This window comes from Pelosinus baikalensis (assembly GCF_020819555.1).
Classification (GTDB): domain Bacteria; phylum Bacillota; class Negativicutes; order DSM-13327; family DSM-13327; genus Pelosinus; species Pelosinus baikalensis.
Map to the genome: position 1 here is coordinate 88830 of NZ_JAJHJB010000008.1, position 14343 is coordinate 103172.

At 39.2% G+C, this 14343-nt stretch carries 14 protein-coding genes; 3 read left to right on the forward strand and 11 right to left on the reverse strand.

The window, feature by feature from the left end; genetic code table 11:
• Window positions 1-93: 93 nt before the first annotated feature.
• On the reverse strand, window positions 94-1119 hold the full coding sequence (locus LMF89_RS08160; RefSeq protein WP_229534605.1) for an ABC transporter substrate-binding protein: 1026 nt from the start codon (window positions 1117-1119) through the stop codon (window positions 94-96).
• A gap of 128 nt (window positions 1120-1247) precedes the next feature.
• Between LMF89_RS08160 and LMF89_RS08165 the strand changes: the two genes are divergently transcribed.
• A complete protein-coding gene (locus LMF89_RS08165; RefSeq protein ID WP_229534606.1) occupies window positions 1248-1406 on the forward strand; it encodes a hypothetical protein in 159 nt (52 codons plus the stop codon).
• 188 nt (window positions 1407-1594) lie between these two features.
• Here the strand turns inward: LMF89_RS08165 and eutC are convergent, their stop codons facing one another.
• The 7 genes from eutC to LMF89_RS08200 form a co-directional block, all read right to left on the reverse strand.
• Window positions 1595-2362 (reverse strand): ethanolamine ammonia-lyase subunit EutC, encoded by a 768-nt coding sequence (gene eutC, locus LMF89_RS08170; RefSeq protein WP_229534607.1) that lies wholly within the window; start codon window positions 2360-2362, stop codon window positions 1595-1597.
• A 14-nt stretch (window positions 2363-2376) separates the two neighbouring features.
• The gene (locus tag LMF89_RS08175) at window positions 2377-3735 is read right to left on the reverse strand and encodes an ethanolamine ammonia-lyase subunit EutB (RefSeq protein ID WP_229534608.1); all 1359 of its coding nucleotides are present in this window, start codon (window positions 3733-3735) and stop codon (window positions 2377-2379) included.
• Window positions 3736-3762: 27 nt separating this feature from the next.
• Window positions 3763-5163, reverse strand: a complete 1401-nt coding sequence (locus tag LMF89_RS08180; RefSeq protein WP_229534609.1) for an ethanolamine ammonia-lyase reactivating factor EutA — start codon at window positions 5161-5163, stop codon at window positions 3763-3765.
• A gap of 83 nt (window positions 5164-5246) precedes the next feature.
• Window positions 5247-6635 (reverse strand): ethanolamine permease, encoded by a 1389-nt coding sequence (gene eat / locus LMF89_RS08185; RefSeq protein ID WP_229534610.1) that lies wholly within the window; start codon window positions 6633-6635, stop codon window positions 5247-5249.
• A 319-nt stretch (window positions 6636-6954) separates the two neighbouring features.
• Complete coding sequence (locus tag LMF89_RS08190) at window positions 6955-7527, reverse strand: ANTAR domain-containing response regulator (protein WP_229534611.1); 573 nt, start codon at window positions 7525-7527, stop codon at window positions 6955-6957.
• Window positions 7524-8966 carry a sensor histidine kinase gene (locus LMF89_RS08195; RefSeq protein WP_229534612.1) on the reverse strand — a complete coding sequence of 481 codons (1443 nt, stop codon included), beginning with the start codon at window positions 8964-8966 and terminating at the stop codon, window positions 7524-7526. The genes LMF89_RS08190 and LMF89_RS08195 overlap by 4 nt, the downstream gene beginning before the upstream one ends.
• 262 nt (window positions 8967-9228) lie before the next feature.
• On the reverse strand, window positions 9229-10173 hold the full coding sequence (locus LMF89_RS08200) for a tripartite tricarboxylate transporter substrate binding protein (protein ID WP_439651935.1): 945 nt from the start codon (window positions 10171-10173) through the stop codon (window positions 9229-9231).
• Window positions 10174-10608: 435 nt separating this feature from the next.
• Between LMF89_RS08200 and LMF89_RS08205 the strand changes: the two genes are divergently transcribed.
• Entirely contained in the window at window positions 10609-11247 is a 639-nt protein-coding gene (locus LMF89_RS08205) for a hypothetical protein (protein ID WP_229534613.1), read from the forward strand.
• Here the strand turns inward: LMF89_RS08205 and LMF89_RS08210 are convergent.
• Both LMF89_RS08210 and LMF89_RS08215 read right to left on the reverse strand, forming a co-directional pair.
• Window positions 11184-12410, reverse strand: a complete 1227-nt coding sequence (locus tag LMF89_RS08210) for an MFS transporter (RefSeq protein WP_229534614.1) — start codon at window positions 12408-12410, stop codon at window positions 11184-11186. The two genes, LMF89_RS08205 and LMF89_RS08210, sit on opposite strands and share 64 nt — an antisense overlap.
• A 49-nt stretch (window positions 12411-12459) precedes the next feature.
• Window positions 12460-12900, reverse strand: a complete 441-nt coding sequence (locus LMF89_RS08215) for a MarR family winged helix-turn-helix transcriptional regulator (protein ID WP_229534615.1) — start codon at window positions 12898-12900, stop codon at window positions 12460-12462.
• Window positions 12901-13013: 113 nt separating this feature from the next.
• Between LMF89_RS08215 and LMF89_RS08220 the strand changes: the two genes are divergently transcribed.
• Window positions 13014-13172 (forward strand): DUF2000 family protein, encoded by a 159-nt coding sequence (locus LMF89_RS08220; protein WP_229534649.1) that lies wholly within the window; start codon window positions 13014-13016, stop codon window positions 13170-13172.
• Window positions 13173-13408: 236 nt separating this feature from the next.
• Here the strand turns inward: LMF89_RS08220 and LMF89_RS08225 are convergent, their stop codons facing one another.
• Window positions 13409-13696 (reverse strand): ketopantoate reductase family protein, encoded by a 288-nt coding sequence (locus tag LMF89_RS08225; RefSeq protein WP_369412567.1) that lies wholly within the window; start codon window positions 13694-13696, stop codon window positions 13409-13411.
• Between the last annotated feature and the right edge of the window lie 647 nt (window positions 13697-14343).

Genomic DNA, 14343 nt, shown 5'->3' on the forward strand with positions numbered 1-14343 from the left:
AGATAAAACCTCCGTTTAAAACTTCGGGCATTTTTATAGAATGACAGCCCACAACAAATAACTTGTGTGGGCTGTATAACAACCATGATGGGATCAATTAACGCTGGTAAATATATCTTTAAAATTATCTAGCCATTGCCTTTGATTGGCTACAACCACTTTTTCATCATCATTGATAATGTTGATTTTTGACTTTTCAATCAAACCTTTTGGCGGTTCGACGTCATCACGGACAGAACGTCTGTGTAATTGTTGTACAATAATAGTCTGGGCATCTTTACTGGTGATAAAATCAATAAATTTCTTTGCATTTGTCATATTTTTCGCATTTTTTATGACGTAAACACCATCTGGCTTAGAAATAACCCCTTCTTTCATATAAACCAATTTTACGGGAGCGCCATCAGCAACGTATTTTGCACCGCCTTCTTCGAAAGTACAACCTACAGCGTATTCACCATCAGCCACTCCTTTATAAACAGCTGAAGAACCACTAAGCAGCTTACCATCTAGATTTGCACAGAGTGCTTTTACATAATCCCAGCCTTTTTCCGGATCACCTTTGCCCATCGCGTAGAGCATGTTGATTAAATGTTCATAAGAAGAAGAAGACTTTGATGGATCAGAAAAGGCAATTTTGCCTTTTAATTTTGGATTTAATAAGTCTTCATAACCTTCCATTTTCATATCGCCAATTAAATTTGTATTGACCATAATTACACTTGGAATATCGGTAAATCGAGTCAAAGAACCTTCTGTATTCTTAAACGCCTGCTGAATCTTATCTTCATTCGCTGAAGTGTAATTTTCAAATAAATTGGCTTTCGGCTTCATCGTACCAAGTGATCCGCCCCAGAAAATATCACCCAGCGGATTTGCTTTTTCGGATTCCACCCGCTTTAGCAATTCACCGCTGCCAGCCGCGACAACCTCTACTTTTATACCACTTTGTTTTTCAAATTCACTTACTAATGGATTGATAAAAGTCAACGGATGAGGACAATAAATAACCAATTTGTCTGTTTTTTCTGTCGTGGCTTTCGTATTTCCACCACCACAGCCGACAAGGAGTAAAGAGGGAAAAAGTAAAATGAGCATCAAAGACATAAGCTTTATCATTAATTTTCCTCCATTCAAGTGTTCTCTAACCAAATTATATATAAACCATTTCTGCTGAACAATCCCAGAATTATCTATAACTATCAGAATTAATGAACTTTTACTTTAAACAGAAAGGATGTATTTTTATGGTTAACGATGCGACTCTTTCTATCGCCAGCAGGGAAATCGAAGGCTACAAAGGAAAAGGAACTGGTTTCATTGTGAAAGGAACCACCCGTTTTATAAAATCGGGTGAGGATTTCGAGTCCATGAAAGAAAAATTTCATGGATTCGTGCAGTATTAGAAATCACAGTAACTTCTGCAAAACAAATGCTTTAAAATCTCAAGCCACCGATTAAACATCATAAAAGGTGCTTGCCATCATCAAGTAATACTGCGTTCACTAAAAAAACAGCCTGCTATAGATTAGGCCTTAGTCAATCGCTGACTAAGGCCTAATCTATAGCAGGCTGTTTAATATTGCCTTTCTATTTATATTTTCAACTCCACACCGCTTTTCTTCTCACGAATTAGCACTTCTACTAGATTTACAAGCTGTGCGCCGGCTTCTACCGGCGGTACACCTTTACGGTGAATGTTGGAAATCACGGTTCTTTGCGATTCCGGCTTTAAGGTGCTGGATTCATAAGCCATATAGGAACTCATGCTTTCATCCGTTGCCAAACCTGGTCTTTCACCTACCAGTAAGATCGTCACTTTCGCCTGTATTGCTTCACTAATTTGATCCATGGTCGCGACCCTGCCGTATTTCACAAAGATAGGCGTACCGATTGTATACCCCTTGGCGGTTAGCCCATCAATTAGAATCGGATAAATATCTGCTAAATTGGCATTAATGGCGCAGGCACTTAATCCATCAGTTGCTATGATTTGCACATCAGGACTCTCAATACAATTACCCTTGATCCCATCGAGAGTTTCTTGTGAGAATACTCTTCCTAAATCGGGTCTTTTGATATACTGCTCCTTATCTTCTACCAGAGTCTGTACTTTGAAAAATCCCAGCTGATCAACAATCGTTTCATCGACTTCTGACCAAACTGCATCCATTGCTACCCCATGATCTGCTCTAAACTTCAGTAAGGTCTCGGTTTTACATCGATCCCCTGCTCTGCCTAAACAAAGTCTTGCATTGGTTGTCTTTTTTAGTCTGATACAACTTTCCGTATCCCGAGGATTATCGATGGTCACCCGCTCATAATAATCGACCACGGATATATCTTTTATCATTTCATTCATAATGCGCCCCACTCCTAAGCTGTAAAGATGGAAGGATCTCCAGCCTTTTTAGTTAATTTCCCATCTTCTAATATGCCAAGCTCTTCCATCCTTTGATTAAATTCCTTAATCGGTTTCTTACCCGTAATGTCTCGTAGGCTGGCAATATCATGATAGCTGGTCGTTTGGTACATTAACATCACATCATCGCCTCCAGGAATACCCATAAAATAGGTGCAATCACATGCTGCAAGCAGCAAGGCTAAATTTTCTACATCGTTTTGGTCGGCTTTCATATGGTTGGTATAGCACACATCCACTCCCATGGGCAAACCAGTTAATTTCCCCATAAAATGATCTTCCAGCCCTGCTCGAATCATTTGTCGACCGTCATACAAATATTCTGGACCGATAAAACCAACTACTGTATTCACTAAAAAAGGATGATACCGTTTCGCTAGACCATAACATCTTGCTTCCATTGTCAACTGATCGGCACCATGATGTCCTTCTGAAGACAGCTCTGAGCCTTGCCCGGTTTCAAAATACATAAAATTTGGACCTCGGGAACTCTTCTTTTCCCTCATGACTTCATAGGCTTCATCCATGAGTTTTACCGTTATACCAAAGGCTTCATTGGATTTTTGAGATCCCGCCAGGCTCTGAAACATCAGATCTATCGGAACGCCTTTCTGCAAAGCAGCCATTTGGCTCGTAACATGAGCTAATACACAATTTTGCGTAGGAATATCCCATTTCACCATAAAATCTTTAAAACTATGTAAAACAGCTGATATGCTACTTATCGTGTCCACTACAGGATTTAAACCTATAACAGCATCACCAATACCGTAACTAATCCCTTCCATAGTAGAAGCCATAATGCCAGCTAAACCATCCATAGGATGATTAGGCTGCAATCGTGAAGACAATGTACCCCGTTCACCAATTGTCGTATTGCAAGTAGCAAGGTTATGTATCTTCTTAGCAGTATATACTAAGTCCATATTACTCATTAACTTCGTAACGCCAGCAATCATCTCCGAAGTTAAGCCATCATGGATATTTTCGATCTCATCCTCACTTGATTTTAGTAAAAATTCTCTAAAGGCTCCCACTGTCATTGATTTGATCATGCTGAAAGCGTTTGGATCAACTCCATCTTGAATGGCTCTTGTAACATCATCATTTTCATAAGGAACTACAGGATTATTTCGCAGATCCTCAAGGGTCATTTCCGATAAAACAACCTTCGCTGCCACTCTCTCTGCTGTATCCCGGGCTGCAATACCTGCCAGAATATCACCCGATTTTTCCTCATTGGCTTTAGCAAGTACTTCCTTTATATCTTTGAACTCATAACTTTTCCCAAACAGCCTTGTCTTTAGTATCATTTTCTTCACCTATTCTTTTTCATTTCTTCACTGCTTAAAAATTAACGTTTTTACAACAGTAGGTACTACATTGGCAATGGATTTGCCGATATCGATATAATCACCATTATCAACCTTAATTTGATCGATACAAATTACCCTCGTCTCTGTATTCAGCATATTCATTACCGTTTGCCCCAATGCTTTGGCAAAATCATTCTCAACAATAACAATCACAGGATGGGAACCCACCGCATTGGCGGCAATGGCTTTTGCCATCTCTTTTATTTGCCCATAAGATGGTGACTTCGGGCCTTTGAACGCAAGGGCTACGGGAGTATCGCCATATCGTTTGATTTTCTCACCAATGCCATTGAACATATGCTCTATATCCTCATTCTCTGCAAGCTTAATAATAGGAATATTTTTAAGAGGAAGCAGGTCCTCATCAAACAAAATCGTGCTGCCGCTGATTTTTATAGAATGACTACCTGCCCCTATGACGGTAGCTCGTATCTTCTCTCTAGCTTCGACAAGACGAGGTTGATCTTTTTCAAAGTTTTTTCGAATGGAGTATCCTAATAAAGGACCGATATCTCCGAATAGAGTAACGTCTTTCATACTACCTATTTCATAATCGCTGTATATAAATTCAGCAACGCCACCCGAAAACATGATCTTTTCTGCTTTCAGCCCCTTATGACTGTGACCAATAAACAGCTTCACAGCCTCTTCCTCTAAGTCTTCGTTGCTGCTTATTTGTACAAATATCTTGGCAAAAACATCCGTAAGAGCTTTTATGTCTTCCAGCTTAGCCTTTGCCCCAACAACCAATTCCAGCTGCAAATAGTTAATAAGCGGGATTATCTTTTCGGAAATATAGCAAATCATACCTTGCTGATCAATCTGTATCAACCTTCCACCGATATCCAGGGCAAAAGAGTCAATCACTTCCCCTTCCCAAAAGATTGCACCGTTGGTGGTACCTCCGCCAATATCAAAATTAACGACTCTTGCGGTAAAATGATTTGATGCTTCCGCAGCTCCCGCCCCATAACCCGCCAAAATGGACTCTAAATCCGGCCCTGCCGTTGCAACAACAAAATCGCCAGCAAAGTCAGACAAAATACGGAGTACTTCCTCGGCATTGTTTTTGCGAGCAGTTTCACCCGTAATAATAATGGCTCCTGTCACGATTTCATCTTTTTGAATACCGGCTTTATCATATTCAGATTCAATAATTGCTTTTAATTCCGGTAGATGTATCTTGTCTCTTGCCAATAATGGGGTGAAATGAATCTCACTTTTATAAAGGATCTTCTTATCGGTAATTTTCATTTCAGGAATCAGAAAAGAAGTCGCTGTATTTTCTACCTTTATTCGGCTAAAAACTACCTGTGTCGTTGTTGTGCCAATATCAATGCCTACACTCAAAAATTCTCTTTCCATTCCATATCTACCTACACCTTCTATAATGGATACATTTAATTGAAATCCTGGGACATGTCATGAAACCCATGCCCCACCCTCACCTATTTATCTAACTCCTCAAGAACACCAAACTCTTCCTCAAAGGGACGAATATTCTTATTTCCCCAAATATAATAATATACAATGGCTAACCCATAAACAGCTAACACCCATGGTACTACTTCACTAGAGGCATAGAACAAACTAACGAGACAAAAGATCGCAATCAGAAAACTAATCGACGGCACCACTGGATAGGAAACCTTAAAAGGCCTTTTAAGTTCTGGTTCTTTCACCCTTAAAACGAATAAACTTACTAAACTGATTAAATACATCACTACGGAACCAAATACAGCAATGGTAATAACCACATTTGTAAGACCTGTCAATGCGGCTCCCAAGCCTATAATGCCAGGAATGATGAGTGCCCATACCGGTGTATGATGCTTAGGATCAACATATGCTAAAAATTTTGGCAGATACCCAGTACGCGCCATGGCATAGGTCTGACGGGAATAACCCACAATGATACCATGCAGAGAAGCAATCAGACCAAATAATCCAATGAAGTTCATCAGCATGGCACTGAAGGATCCCTCTCCATAAACAGAACTTAACGCTAAAGGCAGCGGAAAATCAACAGAATCAATTAACTTTACATCCGTAATCCCCGCAGTAAGGAATAACGTGAGAAATGCCATAATCATCAAGGTTACCATACCACTTAGAAAGCCAATGGAAATGTCTTTTTGTGGATTGACCATTTCTTCTGCACTCATAGCACCGCCCTCAATCGCTAAGTAGAACCAAATAGCAAAAGGTACAGCAGCCATGACACCACTAAAACCATTCGGCAAAAGAGGTTCAGCCATAACCCGGGACAATTCAAAATGAGGTAATGCCAAGCCCCAATAGATGACCAGACCAACCAAAGCAACAATCGTTACAATCAGTTCAAAGGTAGCAGATACCTTCATCCCCCAATAATTAATAAAGATGAATAATAAGAAGGCGACTACAGTTGCTGTCATAATCTCAATGCCTGGAAACATGTTGTGAATATAGCCGCCTACTGCCAAAGCAATTGCAGGTGGAGCAAATACAAATTCAATCAAGCAGCTCACGCCATTCATATATCCCCAAAACTTTCCTAAAGCACGCCGGGCATAAGCAGAAGGTCCGCCAGCATGAGGAATCGCTGTCGCCAGCTCCGAGTACGATAAGATAAATGTTACATAAAAAATTGTCACTGGTATTAACGCCAAAGCAAGACCCATGACCCCGCCTACAGCAAAACCATAACTCCAACCAAAATAATTACCCGATATAACAAGTCCAACGGCTAATGCCCATAAATGAATTGGCTTTAAAACGCGAGAAAGATTCGCGCGCTCACCATCTTTCTCATGCTGAATAACCGAATTGACCGTTTCTACCCTACTGCTCTCCATACCTATTTCCTCCTCCGTAATGTGTCAGGCCAAAATAAACGCCTAATACAACCTTCTTTTTTAAGAAGAATCATATTAGGCGACATTGCCTGATATTAAGTTAATAAGACTACTATGACTAGTGAGAACCGTTAATCTACGAAGACTATCCCCCCTCATTGCAACAAAAAAATAAGCGCTTAATAAAAATGTTAAATGAGTTTAACATTTTTATTAAGCGCTATTGCTACAATATTCCTTTATTAAGAAAAAATTTCTTTGATCTTTGGTTTTATATTATTCGCCCTAATCAGAAATAGTCCTGCAAAAGCAAAGATTTTTATTTTTTTATTTTTTCAATAATCCTTTGGGCGATTTGACCAGGAGTCGTCTGCCGCTGCATGGATTCCTGCAATAAGCGTTTATGAGCCTCTCCTGCAGAAATACCCAGACGATCTTGAATGATGGACCGTGCTTGGCTGATTAATTTTTGATTTTTTAAGTTTTCTTTCGTTTTGTCCAATTCTTGATGAGTACTATACATGTCTTTCCAACGAGCATATGCAATCTGCACCGCAGCAATGAGATTCTTCTCTGAGACGGGTTTAACCACATAACCATATACATGTACGCTTTCTGCCCGTTGCAGCATCTGAGGCTGACTATGAGCCGTTACCATGACGACTGGTATATTAAGACTATACATACATTGTGCCACTTCCAAACCGCTTATTCCAGGCATCATAATATCCATAATTACTAAATTCGGTACATTCTCTTTGACTAATCTTACTGCCTGCTCCCCATTACCGCATTCTGCACACACTATGTGACCAGCCTTCTCCAGCATTTCTCTCATATCAGCCCGTATTAATACTTCATCCTCTACCAATAGAATTGATAAGGGTTTCATCCTTTTTCCTCCTTTTTATGCACTGGAAATGAAATGTTAGCAACTACGGATTGACCACAATTCTCGAATTGAAAGGTGCCTCCCAATTGTTCACAGATAAGCAGCTTCACGATGTATAAACCAAGCGTACCACCCTTGCTTATCGCAGCATAATCGCATAGGCCGCAGCCGCTGTCTCTCACCTCAACATTGATATTGGCTCCAGACTCTTTCACGATTATACTGATTTCACCATGAGGATCCGTTTTAATACCATGCTCCAAACTATTTGCAACTAATTCATTCAGCACTAATGCTACTGGCACCGCCTGGCTGGCATGAATCAGCACAGCCTGCCCTTGCACCATTGTTTTTACCTTCTGGTCCGGTAAAATATAACTTTGGACAACCTGCTCTACGATATACTCTGCCAAGTCATGCAAAATGACAAGATCGCGATATTGATAGGTAAAAATCTCATATACTTTGGCAATGGATAATATCCGATTAATAGTCGCGGTAAACTCCCGCCGCACAGCTTTCCATTTTGAGCGACGCATTTGCAGGCGCAATAAGGAAATTACATTTTGCAGTGTGTTTTTGACCCGATGGTTAATTTCCTGGATAATAATATTTTGCATTCCCAGCTGACGTTCTTTTTGACGTAACTCTGTCACGTCTTGAAAAGATAGTACACAGCCGTTAAACTCTCCCCCTGTTAACAACGGATGGGCTTGAAAAAGATAGCTTGCATTGTCAAACTCGTAATTCCTGGGATTCTTTAAACCCTCCACCATTTCCGGAAGAGACGCAAAAGATAACAATAGCATTAGATTGCCATCCAGTGTATCTCCTTCATATAAGCTCCTGGAAATGCACATTGCCTGCTTATTGGCATATACAATCTTTCCCTTATCATTCAAGATGAAAACACCATTACCAAGCCACTCTTCCCAGCCATATCCCGTAACTCGTAAAGACATTAACGTATGGCTTAAGTGCTCTGCTGTTTGGCTCAATAATTGAACCTGCTGTTCCTGGCGAATTTCCTTGGAAATATCCTTTTCCATGATTAGAACACCAATAACTTGACCATTATCATTCGTTAGAGGAACTACGGTTTGAGCAATAGGTACCCCCTCTTGGCTCACACCGCGGATATTGTAAAAACTTTGCCCCGTTGAAAAAGCCTGATAGACAGCTGGCTCACACGCGGCATAGGCCAATTCACCTACTACACTATTACGATACAAAGATGGCGAATTCGGCGAGCTTGCCCATGCCAAAACAATTGCATCTTCTTGATTCACTGTCAAAGCATCAATAAAAATATCCGTACCCGTTAACGTGGCAATCACAGGCAGCTGATTTACCATATTCTCTAGAATTATAATATCGGGTATCATTAGATCCGTATGCGCTAAGCACAAATCCCGGATGGAATGCTCTGTTTCTACCATAAAAAGACCTCCGGCTTAAATTGCAATAGCCAAAATAATATAAAAAAGCCTATTATAATCATTAGTTCTTACCAATGATTATAATAGGCTCCATTGCCTTATTGCGTCGCTCACTTCTATTTGATTTTCTTTTTTACTATCCTCTCACTTATTTACCATCCGATTATAAAATTCCTGCAAAGTCATAGACTTTCTTTATTTTTAGATATAGCACCGCCCCAACAATTTAGGTAGGTTGGTGCATTTTTTCTTCTAAGTTAACTTATTTTTTTTGCTCCTTAATCCGCTCTAAAATGCCCGTTTCTTTTATTGTTTTAGATAAAGTTTCGTTATCACGCAGCCATTTCTCTTGGAATTCTTTAGGATTTAAATATTCAAATTGCAGTCCATTATTCTCTACATTTTTTTGAAATTCCGGTTCGGCAATAATGGCTTTTAAACCATTCGCTAGCTTTTCTTTTACCTCAAGAGGCATTTCTTTAGGAGCTGCCACTCCTATCCAATAACTAAATACAATATCTTTCCCTAGCTCTTTAAATGTTGGCACATTCGCAAAAACAGGATCAGCTAGCCGCTGTTCTCCAGTCACTGCTAACGCTCTTAGCGTGCCATTTTTCAGATGCTCTTTGACTATTGACGTACTCGTAAAAATAGCCTGAACATGACCACCCAGTAAAGATTTCAAGGATTCTGATCCGCCTTGGAAAGGAACGGGCTGAAGAGTAATACCAGTCGATTGTGCGAACATTTCGCTAAGCAAATGCGGCAACGAGCCTACACCACTATTACCAAATTTAAGTTGACCTGGATGCTGGCGAGCATCTTTTACTAAATCATCAACATTTTGCCATGGCTGATTCGCTTGAACTACCATTATAAATGGTGACGACGAAACCTGCACAAGAGGCTCTAATGAGGTGGGATAATTGTATTTAGACAATCCATACAGTGGATGTAATATGATTTCGACTCCGGTGATACCAATGGTATAGCCATCCGGTGTAGTACCAGTCAGTTCATTCCAGGCTAAGGTTCCTGCTGCTCCAGGCTTGTTAACGACAATCATTGGTTGACCCAAATGTTGGACGGCTGTCTTTTCCAATGCACGAGCTATCAAATCCAAAGACCCCCCAGCACTAAAAGGCACAATTATGGTAATCGGTCTATCTGGATATGTATTAGTTGTTGTTGCAGCTTTGGGATTGATCATGGCGCACCCCACTATTAGAATTGAAATAAGTATCAAAAATACTGTCAATAATGAAATCAATACTTTCCTTTTCAATATCATCTTCCTCCATTAATTTTCTATTATTTTACTTTAAAGATAATATAATACATTTATTGTTATTATTATCCAAAAGATAAAGAATTCCTTTTTATTAAGTCAAATTAAATAAAAAAGTCGCCTCGCTCGGTTAAGAGCAAAGCAAGAGATGGATCGCATGCTTCGAAGGTCGTATAAATCAAACCAGCCGTCTATCTTTAATAGATAGACGGCTGGTTTGATTGGATCAAGATCTATGAAACGTTTTGCATTAGACTTGTTAGCGATCGTAAGATATATCAGCTTGCTTATTGACGTATATTTATCGTGAAACAGACCAAGACTTAAAAATAAACTAAACTTAGGGGGATTCATATGAGTAATCAGACATTACTGTGGGCAAGTTTCGTAATTTCTTGGCTATCTGTCATTTTTCTAAAGAAAGAAGACCTTAAACGCTATATGCCTGTTGCATTATTGGGCGCACTAGTATCAACCATTGTAATAGAGGCAGGAATTACTTTACATTGGTGGTCAACTAAGGAAACTGTCTTTCCATTTGTAAATATGCCGATATTTATTTATGGCTCTTTCCTTGTTGGTATTCTTTGGATCTTCAAATTTAGTTATAAACGCTTTTGGCTGTTTCTTGCCACAAATGCATGTATTAATCTCATTCTCATCATCCCATTAGATAATTGGTTTGTCAGGCGGGGTATTTTAGAATTGTATAATATAACGCCCCTCCAAATGTTTCCTATGTCGCTTGGACACGCCACCCTTTTATATTGCTATCAGCTTTGGCAAGAAGGTGAAGCAAGCCCGTTCAAAAGGTTGAATGTAAATCTATCATCTAATGTACAGCCTGCTGCCAGCAAGCCTCTTAGGATGATAACAAAGAAGATTAATTCCCACCTCACATATGAAGCACAACTACAATGTCATATTCATCATGCAAGTTTTTCACTATATTCATTTTTTTTCAAATTCCCCTGTTTATTTCTAATGAGATGATATCCATATATTACTGCAAACGCTACTAAGAATAAAATAGAGATTCGATACATAGCAGCATAATTCGTATGGGTGGCAATCAGGCCTAATAGTACGGCACCAACTGAATATCCCAAATCCAAAGAAGATAAAAATGTGCCGTTGGCAGCTCCTTTACGTTCCGCAGGTGATCGCGCAATCGCCCAGGCTTGCAGTGAAGGATGAGCCGCCCCATATCCTAACCCATAGAATAGCGAAGATGCAATTAACATGTAAGTCGTAGTTGAATAAGACAGCATCAAGAGGCCAGCGATCATAAGCACTATTCCTGGCACTATTACGAAGGCATGCCCTTTTCGGTCAAATAATTTCCCGGCGAATGGGCGGCTGATTAAAATCATTGAAACATGTCCAACAAAATAGATTCCGACATTCTGGATGCCGGTTTCCTGACCAAACAGCATAATGAAGCTCATAATTCCACCAAAGGTTATTGAATGCAAGAAACATAAAAAAGCAGGCAGCAATGCACTTTTCTCAAATAAATCACTCCAAAGGATTCCTCTTTTAATACGTTTAGGTTTAAGCTCTTTTTTTGCAGAATCCATTGATATACCTTGCGTTAATAACATTCCACCCCCAACTAAAATGGTAGAGATCAGTAAAATGACATCAAAATTATAACGCTTCATCGCCTCTATTCCAAGCACTGTTGCAAAAGAGGTACCCAGAATAATCGATAAAGCGAAATATCCTGTACCTTCTCCCCGCTGCTTAGGAGATACAATATCCGACATAATCGTTGCCAGCACTGTTGATGTCATCCCCCAACCGATTCCTTGACAAAATCGTAACACCAGTATGATGCCAATTCCTGAAGCTACAAAAAAAGAGCAGTTAAAGACAATAAGGATGCACATACCGACTATCAGCAGTGGTCTTCGTCCAAATGTATCTGCTGCAGTACCGCTAATGGAACGAACAATTAGAGCAGAAATCGAGATGACGGCAAAAGGCAGACTAGCTTCCAAATCATTTCCGCCAATTTGTTTAATATATAACGGAAAGGTTGGGATTAGCATTAAAATGCCTTGATAAATGAATAAGTTTCCAAATAGGAGTAGCAGAAAACTTTTAGACCATAGTGTTGTAGTACTATGACTTTTGACTTTTTTTATTTCCATCGTATGGCCTCCATATCAATCGTGTTTTTCCTTGGTTAATTTTTTGGATTCACATTGTAATTTTATTTTCATATTGTTGTGCATTTTGAAAAATAGTCTTTAGCAGCATTGTTAATTCTTTCTGCTTTTCCTCTGATAGATTATTTAAAATGGCATTTCTATGATGCCCTACGATTTCTCTCCAGAAAAAGCATTGATCCACTGCTTCTTGACTTAACGTAGCTTTTTTTTCCCTTTTATCAGCGCCTGGTATCCTCATGATTAGCCCCTTTTGCTCTAATTTGACCAAACTTTTAGACACTGCAGGCGGTTCAATATTTAAGTAGTTTGCTAACGCTCCCTGGGTCATTGATCCCTTTTCATTTAGCGTTGTAATAATCGACCATTCGGAACCATAGATCCCGTGAGGCTCTAAGCTTTTATTTAGACCCTTGGCAATAATACGAACCGTTTGAAAGAGTTGATGCAATAGTAATTCAGAGTTTTCCATCTTTCTCACCCTTTTTATTATACTTAATAGTTAACTAGTTAACTATTTTTCAATTATATATTTCGCTGATTCATTTGTCAATTAGATCAGCAATGAAATACTAGCGATTTTCTATTTTTACTGAAGAACTATTTTCAACTGCACACGATGAGGGAAACCGAGCAGCTGTTAAAATGTCAAATAGCAGTAATCTCAATTTAGTTGGCTTGGCTATCCGTGCGGATAAAAGAGTTGTTGATAAAATCGTAAAAGGATTATCCCTGCATAGCTGAGTTTTCCACAGAAGAACAGATGAAATCAACAGCAAAAATGATATACGCAAAGAAGCAGGAAAGGAGGGATACTATCCCCACTTCCTGCTTCTTTATGCACACTCTTAGCTTTCTAAGCTATTGATACATCTCAATTTAAAGCCTTTTTCTTCCTACAATCCTGGTAAGGTTTCCTCGCCTTTAGGACTAAAATTGTCCATGCATTGAAGCAAACAAATTGGGAACAGTGGATACAACTATCCCTGTATTTTACTTTTGAGCGCTTCATATGCTTTGCAGCTCATAGGAACCTTTACGCCGCATGTCGCTGCAAGACGACATATTTCACCGCCAAACATTTCAATTTCACTGGCAACACCTGCTTGGATATCTCGCTTAAGAGAACTAGTGCCTTCGTCTTTCATTGCCCACATAATTTTCATACTGCGTTCAACGATGTCCTCCGGTTGAGAGATTCCAAGCGCTCTATTAAAACATAACCCAATCGCGATTATTAAAATAAAAAAACCACCTACCCGGAAGATAGACGGTTCTTTTACTTATTAGATATTTGCACTTTGACTTTTTTGCCGCAATTGGGGCATTTCCCCCTGCCTTGAGGGCTAAGAATAATACTACATCCGCATTGGGTATGAACCAGCAAGTTCAACACCTCCTTATTTAAAGATTACTAAAATAGCATCTGCTATTGGATTTATTATACTACACAATCATCAATAATGTTGTTAGCATCTTGTTAATTTTATAAACGACAAAACAGAGCGATATAGACATGGATGCTAGCGGTAGTGAATTTATCAGCCGCTTCTATACCGATCTGCCGCTTTACATTTTAAAATAAATATGTGACAAAATTGTGACGAAAATAGAGCAGTCCACTTAATTAAAGATAGACGACTAAACACATCTGTATCATTTGGTAAATCATTGTTGCAAAACAAATTTACTTTTATCAGTTTTTTTGAAGGAAAAACAAGAACTCCGACGAATTTTTACAATAAAACCCTTTAATTACATTTTTATACTCAATATCTACTTTATTAATAGCTTTATTTTTTTTGGGAAGATTATCAGAAACTAGATTTCCCTACAGCTTATGAAAATGATAATCTTTCTTATTCTGCCTGTGAGCTTGCATGCCCCTCTCTTTGAGAAAGTATACCGTAATACC

What these genes read in the sequence shown, in the direction of transcription:
- eutC (WP_229534607.1), bottom strand. Translation starts at nt 2,362, where the DNA reads ATGAATGAAATGATAAAAGATATATCCGTGGTCGATTATTATGAGCGG.
- LMF89_RS08175 (WP_229534608.1), bottom strand. Translation starts at nt 3,735, where the DNA reads ATGATACTAAAGACAAGGCTGTTTGGGAAAAGTTATGAGTTCAAAGAT.
- LMF89_RS08190 (WP_229534611.1), bottom strand. Translation starts at nt 7,527, where the DNA reads ATGAAACCCTTATCAATTCTATTGGTAGAGGATGAAGTATTAATACGG.
- LMF89_RS08210 (WP_229534614.1), bottom strand. Translation starts at nt 12,410, where the DNA reads ATGGAAATAAAAAAAGTCAAAAGTCATAGTACTACAACACTATGGTCT.
- LMF89_RS08195 (WP_229534612.1), bottom strand. Translation starts at nt 8,966, where the DNA reads ATGGTAGAAACAGAGCATTCCATCCGGGATTTGTGCTTAGCGCATACG.
- eat (WP_229534610.1), bottom strand. Translation starts at nt 6,635, where the DNA reads ATGGAGAGCAGTAGGGTAGAAACGGTCAATTCGGTTATTCAGCATGAG.
- LMF89_RS08215 (WP_229534615.1), bottom strand. Translation starts at nt 12,900, where the DNA reads ATGGAAAACTCTGAATTACTATTGCATCAACTCTTTCAAACGGTTCGT.
- LMF89_RS08165 (WP_229534606.1), top strand. Translation starts at nt 1,248, where the DNA reads ATGGTTAACGATGCGACTCTTTCTATCGCCAGCAGGGAAATCGAAGGC.
- LMF89_RS08180 (WP_229534609.1), bottom strand. Translation starts at nt 5,163, where the DNA reads ATGGAAAGAGAATTTTTGAGTGTAGGCATTGATATTGGCACAACAACG.
- LMF89_RS08205 (WP_229534613.1), top strand. Translation starts at nt 10,609, where the DNA reads ATGAGTAATCAGACATTACTGTGGGCAAGTTTCGTAATTTCTTGGCTA.
- LMF89_RS08160 (WP_229534605.1), bottom strand. Translation starts at nt 1,119, where the DNA reads ATGATAAAGCTTATGTCTTTGATGCTCATTTTACTTTTTCCCTCTTTA.